Here is a 15,508-nt window from a genome sequence, read left to right as displayed (position 1 = left end):
ACTTTATAAATTCCATCCGTGATAAAGATAAAATTGCCGGATTTAAAAAGCGCTACCGCCATAATGATGTACTGCTCGTCGATGATATCCAATTCCTCGAAAATAAAGAAGGGACACAAGAGGAATTTTTCCACACGTTTAACACGCTTTATGAAGCTAACAAACAAATTGTTCTCTCAAGCGACCGGCCGCCAAAAGATATATCAACCCTTGAAGACAGGTTGAGGTCAAGATTTGAGTGGGGTTTAATCACCGATATACAACCGCCTGACCTTGAAACACGCATTGCTATTTTAGATAAGAAAGCCCAGTTAGACAAAATAACTATACCTAAAGATGTTCTTGAGTTTATTGCCTCACGGATCCAATCAAACATCCGTGAGCTCGAGGGTGCTCTTATTCGTGTTGTCGCTTTTTCATCTCTAAATAAGGTGCCAATAACCCTTTCTGTAGCCGAAGACGTATTAAAAGATATCTTCCCGGATAGAGCTAGCCGTCCAATTTCTATCCAAGCTATACAGTCCGAAGTCTGCCGGTACTTTAATATATCTAAATCTCAGCTTATCGGCAATAAAAGGTCTCAATCGGTTGTATATCCAAGACAAATAGCAATGTATTTAGCAAGAGAACTTACAGACCTCAGTCTTCCAAAGATAGGCGAGGAGTTTGGTGGACGCGACCACACTACCGTCATGTACGCAAATTCAAAAATCGGTAAAATCATAAATACTCAAAGAGAGGTCTATAATCAGGTCCAGGAATTAACAAACCGTATTAAACAAAAGACCTAAAAGCTGTTAATAACCCTGTTAGTAAATGTTTATCGCTTATTTATTAAAAGTTTTACACAGCTTTTAAAGCTGTTAATTAACAAGTTTATTCATCGTTTTATATGTGCTAACAGCGATTTTTTACAGATTTTACAACGCCTACTATTACTACTATACATTTCTTTATTTAATATAAAGAGCAAAAGGAGGCTCAAGTGAATATAAGCTTTACTCAAAGCGATCTTAATTCTGCCCTACAAATTGTCCAAAGAGCGGTATCGGCAAAAAGTATACTTCCTATTCTATCTGGGATATTATTTAATATCGACAATGGTCATGTTGAACTTTGCTCAACTGACCTTGAACTGTCTATAAAGTACCGTCTGGCAGTTGAAATAAAAGACGATACCCCGGTTGTAATTCCAGCTAGATTGGTAAGTGATATTGTAAAAAATCTCCCCGATGCTAAAGTCGATATCTATAGCGACGCAAAAAGCGGTAGCGTAAAATTATCTTGCGGTTCTGCATCTTTTGACATAAATACCTATCCTGTTGATGATTTCCCGAGGTTTCCAGAGCTTGATTCAGAGAAAAAAATAACTATTGGTGGTAAAAAATTTTCAGCAGCGGTAAAGCAAGTTATAAAAGCAGTTTCAAAAGATGAAACAAGGCCAGTGCTTTGCGGAATTTTGTTAACCATTGATAAAGGTAGGTTGACAATGGTTACAACCGATAGCTACCGTCTTGCAGTGCATGAATCTTCAGTAGAAGGCCTGGCTGACGATATCAATGTAATTATTCCAGCAAGGTGTATGGATGAAGTCGCAAGGATTTGCGGCGATGAAGCTATTGAGATAGGTCTTACAAAAAACCAGATATATTTTAGTTTTGGAAACGTGGCGATTGTCTCAAGACTTATCGAAGGAAATTTTCCTCCATACAAGCAGTTGCTGCCAGATAGCTGCGATATAAGGGTAAAATTAAATAGAGATAGAATGATATCTGCTCTTAAGAGAGTTTCATTGTTGGCCCATAATAACGCTTTAGTTAAAATAAAGGTAGAAGAAAAAAAGATTCAGGTATCTGCAATGACCGCTGATGTTGGCTCAGCGCTTGAATATATCGATGCGAATGCAAGTGGTGGAGAGATGGAGGTAGCCTTCAACGCCCAATATCTGATCGATGGTTTAAGTTCTATTAATGAAGAAGAGGTTTTTTTAGAATTAAACAGTCCTCTTAAGCCGGGTATCATAAGACCAGCTGTCGCGCAAGATTTCTTATACCTGGCTATGCCGGTAAGAATAGGATAGGATTTGTGAGAAATATAGTTGTAAGGCCGGGAACACAGCTTGACCAGCTTCTGAAATTTTCAGGCTTGGTTTCAACCGGTGGCGAGGCGAAGATAAAAATACAAAACGGTGAAGTAAAGGTTAATAATAGGATTGAAAAAAGAAGGTCCTATAAACTAAAAGAAGGGGATGTCGTGACAATAGACGGCGTCTCGCTGGAAGTAAAGATTAAATAGCTGTCAGCCATCAGCTATCACTGTCGGTAAATAAAGAAGAGCCGATAATAAAAAGCTGATAACTGGCAGCTATAAATATCTATAAAGGTTTAAAAGAGATATTGTAAACCCTACTACAAATATTGGTTCACAATTATGCATATAAAACAGCTTCAGCTTAAGAATTTTAGAAATTACGAGGCTTATCAAATCGATCTGATTAAAGGTCTAAACTTTATAGTCGGCAGAAACGCAGTAGGAAAAACAAACATTCTGGAAGCGATATATTTTTTAGAAAATGGCAAGTCCCATAGAACCAGCGTAAACCAAGAGTTAATAAAATGGAATGAGGATTTCTCTTACATTAAAGCATCTGTTGAACGCAAAGAAAGAGAAGTTTTAATAGAGGCTGTTATTTTTCGGACGGGTGGCAGGCAAATAAAGGTAAACGGAGTCGAGATAAAAAAAATTAAGGTATTAGAAAAACCTGTTCTTACCGTTATTTTTACGCCGGACCATTTAAAGATTGTAAAAGAAGAACCGGAGTATCGCCGTGCTTATTTAGATGAGGTGCTTGGTAAAACAAAGGTTGATTATAACTACTGGAGAAGTCAGTATTTAAAGATACTTAGACAGCGCAACATGCTCTTAAAGAAGGTCTACATAGGCAATATGAGAGCAGATATTATTGATTACTGGGATAGGCAGTTAGCCGGTGCTGGCGCAAAAGTTATCATGGCAAGACAAGGAATTATTAAGAAGCTTGAGGGCTATGCAAACGAGTCATATGAAAAGATAGCCGGCATAAAAACTGGCTTATCGCTAACTTATGAGAGCCAAGTATCACCAGAGGGTGAAGACATTGAAACACTTAAAGAGAAGTTTTTAACAGAACTTACAAAAAAGAGAAAAGCTGAAGTCGAGCGGGGGCAGACGCTAGTTGGCCCGCACAGAGACGACGTTGGTATATACGTAGACAGAGTTGATCTTAGAAAATATGGATCTCAGGGTGAGCAGCGGTCCGCATCTCTTGCTTTAAAGACGGCTGAGTTTTTAATTATAGCGGAGCTTACAAAGGATCACCCGGTAATGCTCCTCGACGATGTTATGTCAGAACTTGATTATTCAAGAAGAGAAGCGTTTCTGAATCAAATAGGAACAGAAACGCAGGCGATAATTACAAGCACGCAAGTGGAATATCTGAAAGAGATGGGTTTGCTTCATACAAATATCATAAGGATTACCTGATATGGAAAAGTTAAGTGACATGCTTTACCAACTAGGCGATGGTAACGTACTAAAAACTGCTCTGTTTGAGTCAAAGGTTTTTTCGGCATGGGAAGAGATTGTAGGGTCTGCCGTTAAGAATAATGCGGTACCGCAAAAAATAAAAGGTGGAATACTCTTCATAAAGACTAAAAATCCCTCTTGGGCAAATGAATTAAAGGTCCTCTCAGATAATATTAAGAAGCGCATAAACGAATCCGTAGGAGCACAGGTTGTGCATGAAATAAGGTTTGTTCATGGGTCAAAATCGGCATTTGAAGCGCAGGTAGAAGACAGCGCGTTTATTAATTTGGATTCAATAGTACTTGATGACGAGGAAATAAAATACATAGAGGAGCTAACCAGTGAAATAAATGAAGATGAACTAAAGAGACACCTGCAAAGACTATTAATAAAAGATAGGAAGCTAAACAGGTTGCGCACCGGCAATAAAAAGGGCTCACATGATGCGATTGGTAAAAAAGTTTTAGATAGGCGCAAAAGAGCACGGTGAACCCGATATTAGCAACAAAAAGTTATCCGGATATGATATAATATTTAAGTTAACAAACGGCTTTACAAGCCGTTTGTTTGCGTACAATGATGTGATGTTGTAGAAGAGAGGGATTCTATTGAGTGCTACGTATACCGCTAAAGATATAACAGTATTAGAGGGCTTAGAAGCGGTAAGAAAGAGACCCGGTATGTATATTGGCAGCACCGGACCAAGAGGCCTACATCATCTAGTATATGAGGTAGTGGACAACAGTATCGATGAGGCACTTGCTGGTTACTGTAAAAATATATCCGTAAAAATAAAGCCAGGAAACATGATTGAGGTAACCGACGATGGTCGCGGTATACCAGTAGACATAATCCCTAAATATAACAAGCCAGCTGTGGAGATTGTTTTAACTGTACTGCATGCTGGAGGTAAATTTGGCGGCGAGGGCTACAAAGTCTCTGGAGGTCTTCACGGCGTTGGTGTATCGGTTGTAAATGCCCTCTCGGAAAGTTTGACTGTCGAAGTAAAAAGAGACGGCCATATTTACAGGCAATCATTTTCATATGGAAAGCCGACCGGAGAACTAAAGGTTGTTGGCAAGGCAAAGAAAACAGGAACAACCATTACATTTTTGCCAGATAAAGATATTTTTGATGAGATAAACTTTAGCTTTGATACCATCCGCCAGAGAATGCGCGAGATGGCCTTTTTAAACAAAGATCTAAAAATTGAATTAATTGATGAGCGGGTTGAACCGCACGAGAGAGTTGAATACAAGTATTCTGGCGGAATTATCGATTTTGTAAAGCATCTGAATAGTTCAAAAGAAGCGCTGCATAAAAAGATCATCTACTTTGAAAACAAAAATGGTGAAGGCGAAGTTGAGGTTGCTATGCAATACAACAGCGGATATACCGAGAGCGTCTTCACATTTGCCAACAATATAAACACACACGAGGGGGGTACACACCTTTCGGGATTTAAATCAGCCCTGACGCGAACGATAAACGATTATGCGAGAAAAAAGGGTCTTCTAAAAGAAAAAGAAGAAAACCTATCTGGTGAGGATATCAGGGAGGGACTCACGGCCATCGTGAGTGTAAAGCTCCGTGAACCTCAGTTCGAGGGGCAAACGAAAACCAAGCTCGGTAATACCGAAATGAGGGGACTTGTCGAAAGCACCGTTGGAAGTAAACTCGACGAGTTTTTAGAAGAAAACCCACAGACAGCAAAATTGATTGTAAATAAGGTAATTCAGGCGGCAAGGGCAAGGCAAGCGGCAAGGAAAGCAAGGGAACTAACAAGAAGAAAAGGGCTTCTTGAGAACACCTCTCTTCCTGGGAAACTTGCCGATTGTTCAGTGCAGGACCCAGCACTATCTGAACTATATCTGGTTGAGGGCGATTCCGCTGGAGGTTCTGCAAAACAGGCAAGAGATAGAAGTTTTCAGGCGATTCTTCCGCTTAAAGGCAAGATATTAAATGTTGAGAAGGCGAGATTAAACAAAATACTCTCAAGCGAAGAGATACAGGCAATTGTAACTGCGCTTGGAACCGGTATCGGGGAGGATTTCGATATAAATAATGCGCGCTATCATCGGGTGATAATCATGACCGATGCCGATGTTGATGGAGCACATATTAGGACGTTGATTCTCACCTTCTTTTACAGGTATATGCTCCCAATGATTGAAGCGGGCTACATATATATAGCACAGCCGCCGCTATATAAGGTTACCCATGACGGGCTAACAAAGTATTTCTACAAAGACAGAGAATTGGAGGAATACTTAAAGAAATTAAACAAAAATGCAAACGTTCAAAGATATAAAGGTCTCGGCGAGATGAACCCAGAGCAGCTCTGGGATACAACGATGAACCCCGAACAAAGGACGCTGCTTCGCGTTAACCTGGAGGATGCCATAGTGGCGGATGAAATATTTTCTATACTTATGGGAGACAAAGTTGAACCGAGGCGTGAATTTATACAAAAACACGCAAAAAGTGTTCGCTTCTTGGATATTTAAGTGCTTAGCTATGCGGGCAATCAGTAAAAACTGATAGCTAAATGCTAATAGGTCATATAATCAACAAGCTCCGGCTAAGTCTAAAATATATAAATCTATATAGAAACACTTTTAGAAGGAGAAAGAAAACGTGGAAGCCATTGCAGGCAGAATTGAAACAATCGAAATAGAAGACGAAATGCGAAGCTCATACATTGACTATGCGATGAGCGTTATATATGGTCGTGCTTTGCCAGACGTACGAGACGGGTTAAAGCCGGTACACCGGCGTATCCTTTATGCAATGCACGACATGGGAATTCGCCCGGGTACGCAATATAAGAAGTGCGCCCGTATCGTTGGAGAAGTTTTAGGTAAGTACCATCCGCATGGCGACACGGCAGTCTATGACTCCCTGGTTAGAATGGCGCAGGATTTTTCGATGCGCAACGAGCTTGTAGATGGGCACGGTAACTTTGGTTCGGTGGACGGCGACTCACCGGCGGCCATGCGTTATACCGAAGCAAGATTATCTAAGCTTGCCGCAGAGATGCTTCGAGACATCGAAAAAGATACGGTTGACTTCGTTTTAAACTTCGACGAAACGCTCGAAGAGCCAATGGTGCTTCCGGCAAGGTTTCCAAACCTATTAGTGAACGGCTCCGACGGTATCGCAGTTGGTATGGCAACCAAAATACCGCCGCACAACCTGGGAGAGGTAATTGATGCGGTGATCGCTATGATTGATGATCCTGAGATTACCGTAAAGGACTTGATGAAGCATATAAAAGGCCCCGATTTTCCGACCGGCGGCATTATTATGGGAAGGAATGGGATCAAGGAGGCTTACAAGACAGGGAGAGGCAGCATTAAAATCCGAGGCAAAGCGCATGTTGAACAGACAAAGCAGGGCAAACAGCGCATCATTATCTCGGAAATACCTTTCCAGGTCAACAAGGCAAAACTGGCCGAAAAAATCGCCGAGCTTGTGCGAGAGAAAAAGCTCACTGAGATCACAGACCTCAGGGACGAGTCGGACAGGTCTGGTATGCGCCTTGTTATTGAATTAAAGAGAGACGCGATAGCCCAAGTTGTTTTAAATAAGCTATATAAGCACACGCAGCTTGAAGTCAGTTTTGGCGTTATTATGCTTGCACTCGTTGATGGTGTGCCGCAAATTCTCACTCTCCCTCAGGTTATTAAACATTACATAGACCATCAGAGGGATGTTGTAACAAGGCGCACAAAATACGAGCTCAAAAAAGCAGAGGATAGGCTGCATATTCTCGAGGGATTACTCATCGCTATAAAAAACCTTGATGAAGTAATAAAGACTATTCGCCAATCAAAGACGGTAGATGAGGCACGCGATAAACTGGTTAAAAGATTTGCCTTAACAGAGATACAGGCGCAGGCAATTCTTGACATGCGCCTGCAGAGATTAACTGCCCTTGAGAGGCAAAAACTTGAAGATGAGCACAAAGAGCTTTTGAAAAAAATTAAATATCTAAAAAGTATTTTGGCGAGCGAGAAGGTGCTTCTTGGCATTATTAAGGATGAACTTGCAGAGATAAAAAATAAATATACGGATAAGAGGCGCACCCAAATCATGAGTGCGGCTGCAGAGATAGAGATCGAGGACTTGATTGCCGAGGAGGATATGGTAATCACCATTACCCACTCCGGCTATGTAAAGCGTCTTCCTATAAACACTTATAAGCAGCAAGGCCGCGGTGGTAAGGGCGTATCGGGCATGAACCTGAAAGAGGGCGATTTTGTTGAGCACGTATTTATAGCGTCAACTCATAACTATATCTTGTTCTTCTCTAATAAGGGTAAGGTATATAAACTTAAGGCCCATGAACTTCCTATGGCCGGACGTACCGCTCGAGGACAGGCGATAGTAAATATCCTGCCCTTTGCATCAGATGAAAAAATAGCCGCAGTCATCTCAACTCGTAGTTTTGAGGAAGACCAGTACCTGGTAATGGCGACAAAAGACGGCATGATCAAAAAGACACCGTTTATAGAATACGATACGTCAAGAAGAGATGGTATCCTAGCTATAACCATGCGCGAGGGTGATGAGTTAATAGGCGTAAAAATTACCAGAGGCTTGGATGACATAATTCTTATATCAAAGAACGGAATGTCGATTCGTTTTCGTGAGACCGATGTTCGGCCGATGGGAAGGACGGCAACTGGTGTCAAAGGAATGGAGCTGGCAAAGGATGACGAGGTTCTTGCAATAGAAATAGCGCGGGACGAATCCGACCTTTTAATCGTGACCGAGAACGGCTTTGGTAAGAGGACGCCGATGAGCAACTACCCGCTCCAGGGTCGCGGCGGAAAAGGTGTTAAAACTCTGAAAGAGGTATCCAGCCGTCGCGGATATATCGCAGCGGCAAAGATGGTGCAGGAGAACCATGAGATCATGGTTGTTTCAACCGAAGGCATCGTAATAAGAACGCCAGTTAAACAAATATCTCAAATGGGTAGAAACACTCAGGGCGTTAAGATAATGAATCTTAACGACAACGACAAGGTAAGCACGATAGCTCTAGTCGCCGAACAAAATAAGGGACGGGTAAAAATTGAGGAAAACGGCAGCAAGAATAACCGCGGCAATGGCAACTAAAGAATGCTTTTAGAGGAGTTAAATGCAGGCATTCGAGGTTTTAGAACATACCGCCGACGTGGGTTTACGATCCTACGGTAATACCTTGAAAGAAGTTTTTGAAAACGCTGCGATCGGTATGTTCAGTCTAATAACCGATCTTGAGAATGTGAAATCGGTTCTATCTGAGGAAGTCTATGTAGAGGCCGAGGATAGGGAAAGTCTGCTTGTTGAGTGGTTAAACGAGCTTTTATATAGGTTTGAGGTAAGATACCGTGTCTTCAAACGTTTCGAGATACTTGAGTGGGACGGGGAATACCATCTGCACGCCGTAGCATACGGCGAGCCGCTTGATTTAGGGCGCCATCAAATATTAACCCAGATAAAGGCCTGCAGCTACCACATGCTGAAAATTGAACACAATGATATTTGGTCGGCTCAGGTTATATTTGATGTATAGGCTGTTTAATATAAACTTATAGCCATCGGCTTTAAAAATAAGCAGATGGCTTTTTATTTTAGGTGGGGGAAGCCATGATAGATGCTCTAGAGCAAATATCTGATTTTGTGTGGAAAATTCCAGTTGATTACAAACCTGGAATGCGGGTACCTGGGATTGTTTATGCAAGCAAAGAACTTCTATTAAAGGCAAAAGAGGATAAAGCCATCGAGCAGGTGGCCAACGTTTCTTTTTTGCCTGGCATAGTATCCGCTTCTTATGCCGCACCCGACATACACTGGGGGTATGGCTTTCCAATCGGTGGTATAGCAGCAACAGATTATGAAACGGGTGTTATATCCCCCGGTGGAGTTGGATTTGATATAAACTGCGGCGTGCGGCTGCTGAAAACCGAGCTAACCGCAAAAGAAGCAAATAGAATGATAGAAAAACTGATGCTCGAGATCGCAAAGAATGTACCAAAAGGTGTGGGAAGCCGCGGAAAAATAAGGCTTTCGCGAAAAGAAATGGCGCATCTTATGACTGAGGGGGTAAGATGGGCGGTAGGCCGCGGTCTTGGTTGGGAAGAAGACCTTGTATATATGGAAGAAGACGGCCGCCTTAGTGGTGCCGATCCCGATAAGGTGAGCGCTCGCGCTTATGAAAGGGGCCTTGACCAGGTGGGAACACTTGGAGCCGGAAATCATTTTCTTGAGATACAGGAAGTCGTCGAAATATTCGACAGAAAAGCGGCCGGTATATTTGGCCTTTTCGAAGGTCAGCTCGTAATAATGATACACTCCGGATCCCGGGGCGTTGGTCACCAGATATGCACTGATTATATTAAGGTGATGGATAAGGCGGTAAGCAGGCTTGGGATAGAATTACCAGACCGGCAACTCGGTTGTGCGCCGATAAAATCAAAAGAAGGCAGGGATTACTACGCTGCCATGGCGTGCGCTGTAAATTACGCTTTTGTAAACCGCCATGTTCTTGCACATTGGGTTAGGGAATCATTTGAGAGGGTTTTAAACAAAAGTGCAGAATCATTAGGGATGAACCTCGTCTACGATGTCTGCCACAACATCGCAAAAATCGAAGAACACAATGTTGGCGGTGAAACCAAAAATGTCTGTGTCCACCGTAAAGGAGCAACCCGCGCGTTTGGCCCTGGCCACCCACTTGTTCCTGTAAAATATCGTCCTGTGGGGCAGCCAGTTTTAGTGCCTGGCGACATGGGAAGCGCATCTTATATCTTAGTTGGCACCGAACGTGCAATGCAGAAGACCTTTGGCTCAACGTGCCACGGGGCAGGCCGCGTTATGAGCCGAAGCCAGGCAAAAAAGAAAATCCGCGGCCATGAACTACGAGGCGAACTTGAGGCGCGAGGTATTAAAGTGGTTGCTGGAAACATGGGACTTCTTGCCGAAGAGGCTCCTGCAGCTTACAAAGATGTAAGCCAGGTAGTAGAAGTCTGCCACCGGACTGGAATATCAACTAAAGTCGCAAAGACGCGCCCTCTTGGTGTATTAAAGGGCTAAAGGTAAAATCTGAAGGCCAGGAAACCTAAAGTCTAGTGCCTGGCAAATCGATTGTCAACTCTATTATTATATTGGTTTACAATCCACCTTTCCTGCCCACATGATTTAACTTCAAACTTATCGGGAATAATTGCTTATAAGGCATTGTGAACCTCTACGATTGGAGGAAGGATCGCTTGCTTATCACGACAATAATTTTCTTTGATGGCGAAGAGAGGCAGTTTCCTGCTGAAGCTGTAACCCTTGGCGCACCTTCTGAAAATCTTGTGCGCATTAACCTGGCGCACGAGGGAGAATTTATTATCCCCCTGTATAGCATTAGGGAAATCCATACAAGAGACCTGCCAGCTGATGCAATAGCACCTGAGATATTTAATGAAGAAGTTCCTTCCTAATTTTATTTGAGAGGCTGTGGGCCCTCCTTATTGGCTCTGGAAGGCGGTAGCGCGGAGCGCAGGATAGCACGACCTTTACAGAATCCTCAAGGGAAATCCGGTTGCCGATAGAAACAAATACCGGCGATACATTATCTCTGGTTCGAAGCGCTACGCCAATTTGCCTTCCGTTTTTATCAAGCAGAGGGCTTGTTGACCCACGGGTTATGGCTGGCTCCTTATACTTACCAATAAGGACCGATTTAGCGCAGCCAACTGATGGCCTATCAAGGAGCACACCCATATGTGAGGCGATACCGAAGCCGCGGGGGTGTGCCATCCCTTGTCCATCAAAGATGATTACATCTGGCTCAACCCTTATTTTTTCAAATGCCACAACAAGGGCTGGTCCCTCCCTGAAGGTTAAATAACCCGGCACATACGGAAAAGAGGTCTTTATGGATGCAGTTGCTTCCTCTATTACGCTTAATTCTGGATAGCTTAAGATGACAACGGCCGCAAAAACATCGTCGGAGTATTTTGAGAACGAAACATCAGCACCTGCAACATAATTAATGCTTTCAAAATTAATTGGTGATATAACTATCTCCTGTCTTAGCCGATTTTGAATCTCCGCGGCCTCGTGGATTGAAACTTGCCATGGATGCGGCTTTAATACCTTCATATCTAAGATTTGGCCTTCGCCTTCTTTATGTCCTCCAGGGCATCATTTACTGTGGAGTGAAAAGGAAAAATTCGTGTCAGACCAGTCAATGTTAAAACTCGATCCACAAGGGGGTTGCCTACAATAGCTAGAGCCCCCTTTCTTTTCTTGATTTTCTCCAACCCACCAAGCAGTACGCCGAGGCATGAGCTATCGATATAGCTTATCTGGTTGAGGTTGACCACCAAGTAGTAGTTGCCATCTTCAATCTCATCACTGATCGCATCATGTAATCGGTAGCAGTTGCTCAAGTCGATTTGACCTTTTACCTCGATAATCGGCGTATCATCTGTAGATTTGCGCATAATTTCCATACCTTTACGACCGCCTCCCCAGCTGGTACCGTAGCAGTGTAGCTACGGAGCTGCACTTATTTTATTCCCGCCGCTTATATTTGTAAAACCTATACGCTAAATTATTTAGTAAACTGGCTATTGTATGTATAGTTAACAGTTGTTAGACAACAAGGCCCTCAAGACATAACTATTCCCCTGACCTGCTGTTATATATTATAAATTGTTTGACAGCCACGTGACCACAGTTTAGAATCTTGGCATAGAACTTTAGTTGATCGGGTTAAATCTTGTAAGTCGTAACACTAGCAACACTAGAAGGAGAGTAGCCGTTGAAAGATCTACCTTCAGAATTTAGTGGAAAAGCAGTCTCTGAGGCGATTCGTTCGTCTGACGCTGATTTTTTAGATGATAATAGTTTTGAGACACAAGTCAAAAGCGTTGCGTGCGTATGGTGGGAGGATATCACCGCATATTCTCGGGTTGAAATACCGGATGACTTTGAAATCTTTAGACTATCAAAAATTACTGTTGGTTTAGTTTGGAAAGAGACCCCGGACTATGTTGTGCTCGTGCAAGACTATGATTTAACCAACAGGGGTCGTGGCTATCGACATAACGATTTTCATATCATCCCTAGAGGAACCATTAAGAAAATGGAAAAATTGGGCGAGGTCAGATTTTAAGATAAGTCTTTTTAAAACTTAAGGCAGAGCCTAGTCCTTAAAATCTTCTGGCTTGACGTTTTCAAGAAATTCCCGGAACCGCTCAACCTCTTCTTCCTCACCGACATCGTTAGTTACAGCAGCCTGTTCCAGAACAGCCTCGTCGGCATAGATCGGCACGTTGAACCTTACGGCAAGGGCTATCGCGTCACTTGGCCTGGCGTCGATTTGCAGGTCGTGCGAATTTACTGCCATGTGTATCTGCGCGTAGAAGGTTCCCTCGCGAAGATCGTTAATCACAACGCGCGTTACGTGCGCATGCAGTGAGTCGATCACAGTTTTAAGCAGGTCGTGGGTAAGCGGCCTGGAGGGTCGTATTCCCTGTACCTCCATTAAAATAGCAGTTGCCTCGAATTGGCCAATCCATATTGGAAGATAGCGGTTAGAATTAAGGTCTTTTAATATGATAACCGGTTGGTTGGTCAACATATCTAGGTTGACACCGTGAACTTCCATCTCAAACAAGGTATCACCACCAAAATCAAGCCCGTAATGTATATGCTCACAATAGCAAAGTTTTAACCTATTAACAAGCCTGAACAAATCGGGCTTGAGTCAAGGCGTCTACAAAATTCCTGGTTGCTTAGACAATTGCTTTTACTGTTACTAATAAACGCGCCTTATATTGCGACCGCTTTTAAAATAGTTGATTGAGCGTTTAATAAAGAATAAAATCAATTAAGATGCCGTCTTTATAATTAATAATTCTTTTGTCAATAGCAAAGACGGATTATGGTTTATGCTTAGGCTGTAAAGCAGCTTAGCAATAGCGCCAAACCATACAGTAGCCAGGGTAGCGGCAAACTCAGGCGGTTTTTACCTGGTAATTAGCCTATGCTAAGCAGTCCAGCCAAAGATAGCCGTTAAAGAGATAACTTATACGATGACAATAAAGTCAAAGCATTTGGACGAGACACAATGGTAACAGAAGACACTGTTGAGCTAAAAGATTTCTTGAAAGTTATAACCAAGTACAAACACCTTATCATCCTGGGCACACTAATATGCCTAGTAGCAACAATTGTTGTGACCGTATATACGCCCCCTACTTATGAAGCTTCACTACAGCTGCTTGTCAGTCAAAAGCAAGTTGTGGTTGGCGATAGCTCAACTGCCGGAGAAAGCTACCAGGCTATCTTGACCAGCGAGCGGCTGGCTAAAACATTCAGCCAAATGATCGAAAACCGTTCGACGGCGGAGAAAGTCATTGATAAACTAAATATTCCAGTTCTGCCTACTGATCTTACAAAAAGGATAAAAGCTGAGCCGATCAGGGATACTCAGCTTATCAATATAACCGTTCAGGACAAGAACCCAGCTCAAGCCCAGCAGATTGCAAATACCATAGGGGTTGTTTTTAAAAAAATGGTTGAAGATATTGAGACAACCAACAAGAAAACCGGTGATTCCCAAACACTGGTTAGTATATCTATAGTCGAGCCGGCAATTGAGCCAACGGAGCCGGTAAGCCCAAGACCAGTTTTAAACGCAGTTTTTGCTTTTATTATAGGTCTGCTTGTAAGCATAACGCTGGCTTTCTTATTGAACTACATGGACACGACAATCAAAGACGTTGATGAAGTGGAGCGGCTATGCGGGCTGGTTTCGCTAGGCCAAATACCTAAGATACCAAAGGGCAGCAATGAGCTTATTGTAAAAACAGAGCCCCGTTCAATTGTGGCGGAGGCATTTCGTATGCTAAGAACTAATATACAATATATAAATTTTGAGTCCACTATTAAGACGCTAGTTGTAACCAGTGCTGGGGTAAGCGAAGGAAAAACACTATTTTGCGCAAACTTTGCAGCCGTAATGGCGAGGGCCGGATATCGGGTTTTGGTTGTTGGATGCGATTTAAGAAGACCACGGCTTCACCAGCTATTTAATTTGAGCAACGACGTGGGCCTTGCAAATATACTGATTGGAACAGCAGGTCTAGATAAAGCCATACAGAGAACCGACATCAAAGACCTCGATATTGTTGTAAGCGGTCCCACGCCACCAAATCCGGTAGATCTGCTTGAATCAAAAAGGATGGAGCGGTTCTTAGAAGAGGTAAACCGGAGGTACGATTTTATTATTCTGGATAGCCCACCGATATCGACGATTACTGATGCGCTTGTTCTGGTATCCCAAACAGACGGCGTACTACTGCTGGCGCGCCATGGTGTAACGAACAGGCAAGCCTTTGTCGATGCCAAAGCGGCCCTTGATAAAGTAAATGCCCGTGTCATAGGCTTTGCCTTAAACGCATCCGAAAAAACCGGCGCATATAATTATTACCAGAGAGCATACGTTGAGGAGAGGACTGAGCATAAGCCAAAGAAAAGACGCCTTGGAGTAATAGTTGCCGCTCTGGTGCTGGGCGGAACAGCAATAACCCTCGAAGCCATAGTAAAACCCGGTGCATTGCGAACTGTTTTTGCAAGCTTGTTGGGTAAACTATAAGGGCTGTTTGACCTGGTACAATAAAGCTACCGCGGAACGCATCCGGCTGTGCCTTGGCGGTACTGCAAGTTATTAGCAAGCAAGGTGAGCTTACCACGCGGCCTTGATATTTCTGCAGAGCCGATGTACAATATGGAGCTGACCCAGAAACTAAAACAAAAAAACAGGAGATCATTTTACGGAGTTCTGGGGGGTGAAAATAAATCACCATTGCGTGATGCCGTAAGGCCAGCGCCGCGACCTCGATTCCGATCTCTGAAGTGCTTTTAAGCACAGCTCTTATTTCTGGCGCCTATT

Annotated in this window: 15 protein-coding genes; 12 read left to right on the top strand and 3 right to left on the bottom strand. The window is 43.0% G+C overall.

Annotated features, from left to right (window positions below):
- The 10 genes from dnaA to K6T91_08560 form a co-directional block, all read left to right on the top strand.
- On the top strand, positions 1-791 hold a 791-nt coding region (dnaA, locus tag K6T91_08605), incomplete at its 5' end, for a chromosomal replication initiator protein DnaA (protein MCL6472853.1).
- Positions 792-985: 194 nt separating this feature from the next.
- Positions 986-2,080 carry a DNA polymerase III subunit beta gene (gene dnaN / locus K6T91_08600; protein MCL6472852.1) on the top strand — a complete coding sequence of 365 codons (1,095 nt, stop codon included), beginning with the start codon at positions 986-988 and terminating at the stop codon, positions 2,078-2,080.
- Positions 2,081-2,094: 14 nt separating this feature from the next.
- On the top strand, positions 2,095-2,295 hold the full coding sequence (locus K6T91_08595; protein ID MCL6472851.1) for an RNA-binding S4 domain-containing protein: 201 nt from the start codon (positions 2,095-2,097) through the stop codon (positions 2,293-2,295).
- A 135-nt stretch (positions 2,296-2,430) separates the two neighbouring features.
- Positions 2,431-3,522 (top strand): DNA replication/repair protein RecF, encoded by a 1,092-nt coding sequence (gene recF, locus K6T91_08590; protein MCL6472850.1) that lies wholly within the window; start codon positions 2,431-2,433, stop codon positions 3,520-3,522.
- 1 nt (position 3,523) lies between these two features.
- A complete protein-coding gene (locus K6T91_08585) occupies positions 3,524-4,054 on the top strand; it encodes a DUF721 domain-containing protein (GenBank protein MCL6472849.1) in 531 nt (176 codons plus the stop codon).
- Between the two features lie 118 nt (positions 4,055-4,172).
- Positions 4,173-6,071, top strand: coding sequence for a DNA topoisomerase (ATP-hydrolyzing) subunit B (gene gyrB, locus K6T91_08580; GenBank protein MCL6472848.1), 1,899 nt, complete (start codon positions 4,173-4,175; stop codon positions 6,069-6,071).
- A 178-nt stretch (positions 6,072-6,249) separates the two neighbouring features.
- Positions 6,250-8,688, top strand: coding sequence for a DNA gyrase subunit A (gene gyrA, locus K6T91_08575; protein MCL6472847.1), 2,439 nt, complete (start codon positions 6,250-6,252; stop codon positions 8,686-8,688).
- A gap of 22 nt (positions 8,689-8,710) precedes the next feature.
- Complete coding sequence (locus K6T91_08570) at positions 8,711-9,127, top strand: archease (protein ID MCL6472846.1); 417 nt, start codon at positions 8,711-8,713, stop codon at positions 9,125-9,127.
- Between the two features lie 74 nt (positions 9,128-9,201).
- A complete protein-coding gene (locus K6T91_08565; protein ID MCL6472845.1) occupies positions 9,202-10,647 on the top strand; it encodes an RtcB family protein in 1,446 nt (481 codons plus the stop codon).
- A 176-nt stretch (positions 10,648-10,823) separates the two neighbouring features.
- The gene (locus K6T91_08560; protein ID MCL6472844.1) at positions 10,824-11,042 is read left to right on the top strand and encodes a hypothetical protein; all 219 of its coding nucleotides are present in this window, start codon (positions 10,824-10,826) and stop codon (positions 11,040-11,042) included.
- Here the strand turns inward: K6T91_08560 and nfi are convergent.
- Positions 11,020-11,706 carry a deoxyribonuclease V gene (nfi, locus tag K6T91_08555; protein ID MCL6472843.1) on the bottom strand — a complete coding sequence of 229 codons (687 nt, stop codon included), beginning with the start codon at positions 11,704-11,706 and terminating at the stop codon, positions 11,020-11,022. The two genes, K6T91_08560 and nfi, sit on opposite strands and share 23 nt — an antisense overlap.
- A gap of 2 nt (positions 11,707-11,708) precedes the next feature.
- The gene (locus K6T91_08550) at positions 11,709-12,059 is read right to left on the bottom strand and encodes an STAS domain-containing protein (protein ID MCL6472842.1); all 351 of its coding nucleotides are present in this window, start codon (positions 12,057-12,059) and stop codon (positions 11,709-11,711) included.
- 311 nt (positions 12,060-12,370) lie between these two features.
- Here K6T91_08550 and K6T91_08545 point away from each other — a divergent pair, with 311 nt between their 5' ends.
- Positions 12,371-12,724 (top strand): hypothetical protein, encoded by a 354-nt coding sequence (locus K6T91_08545; GenBank protein ID MCL6472841.1) that lies wholly within the window; start codon positions 12,371-12,373, stop codon positions 12,722-12,724.
- 30 nt (positions 12,725-12,754) lie between these two features.
- On the opposite strand, the gene K6T91_08540 is transcribed toward K6T91_08545, so the two are convergent.
- The gene (locus K6T91_08540; protein MCL6472840.1) at positions 12,755-13,228 is read right to left on the bottom strand and encodes a bifunctional nuclease family protein; all 474 of its coding nucleotides are present in this window, start codon (positions 13,226-13,228) and stop codon (positions 12,755-12,757) included.
- 453 nt (positions 13,229-13,681) lie between these two features.
- On the opposite strand from K6T91_08540, the gene K6T91_08535 reads away from it, so the two are divergent.
- Positions 13,682-15,211, top strand: coding sequence for a polysaccharide biosynthesis tyrosine autokinase (locus K6T91_08535; GenBank protein ID MCL6472839.1), 1,530 nt, complete (start codon positions 13,682-13,684; stop codon positions 15,209-15,211).
- The last annotated feature ends 297 nt before the right edge of the window (positions 15,212-15,508 follow it).

It is taken from the genome of Bacillota bacterium (assembly GCA_023511485.1).
GTDB lineage: Bacteria > Actinomycetota > Aquicultoria > Aquicultorales > Aquicultoraceae > CADDYS01.
This window is presented reverse-complemented; position numbering and strand designations above follow the sequence as displayed.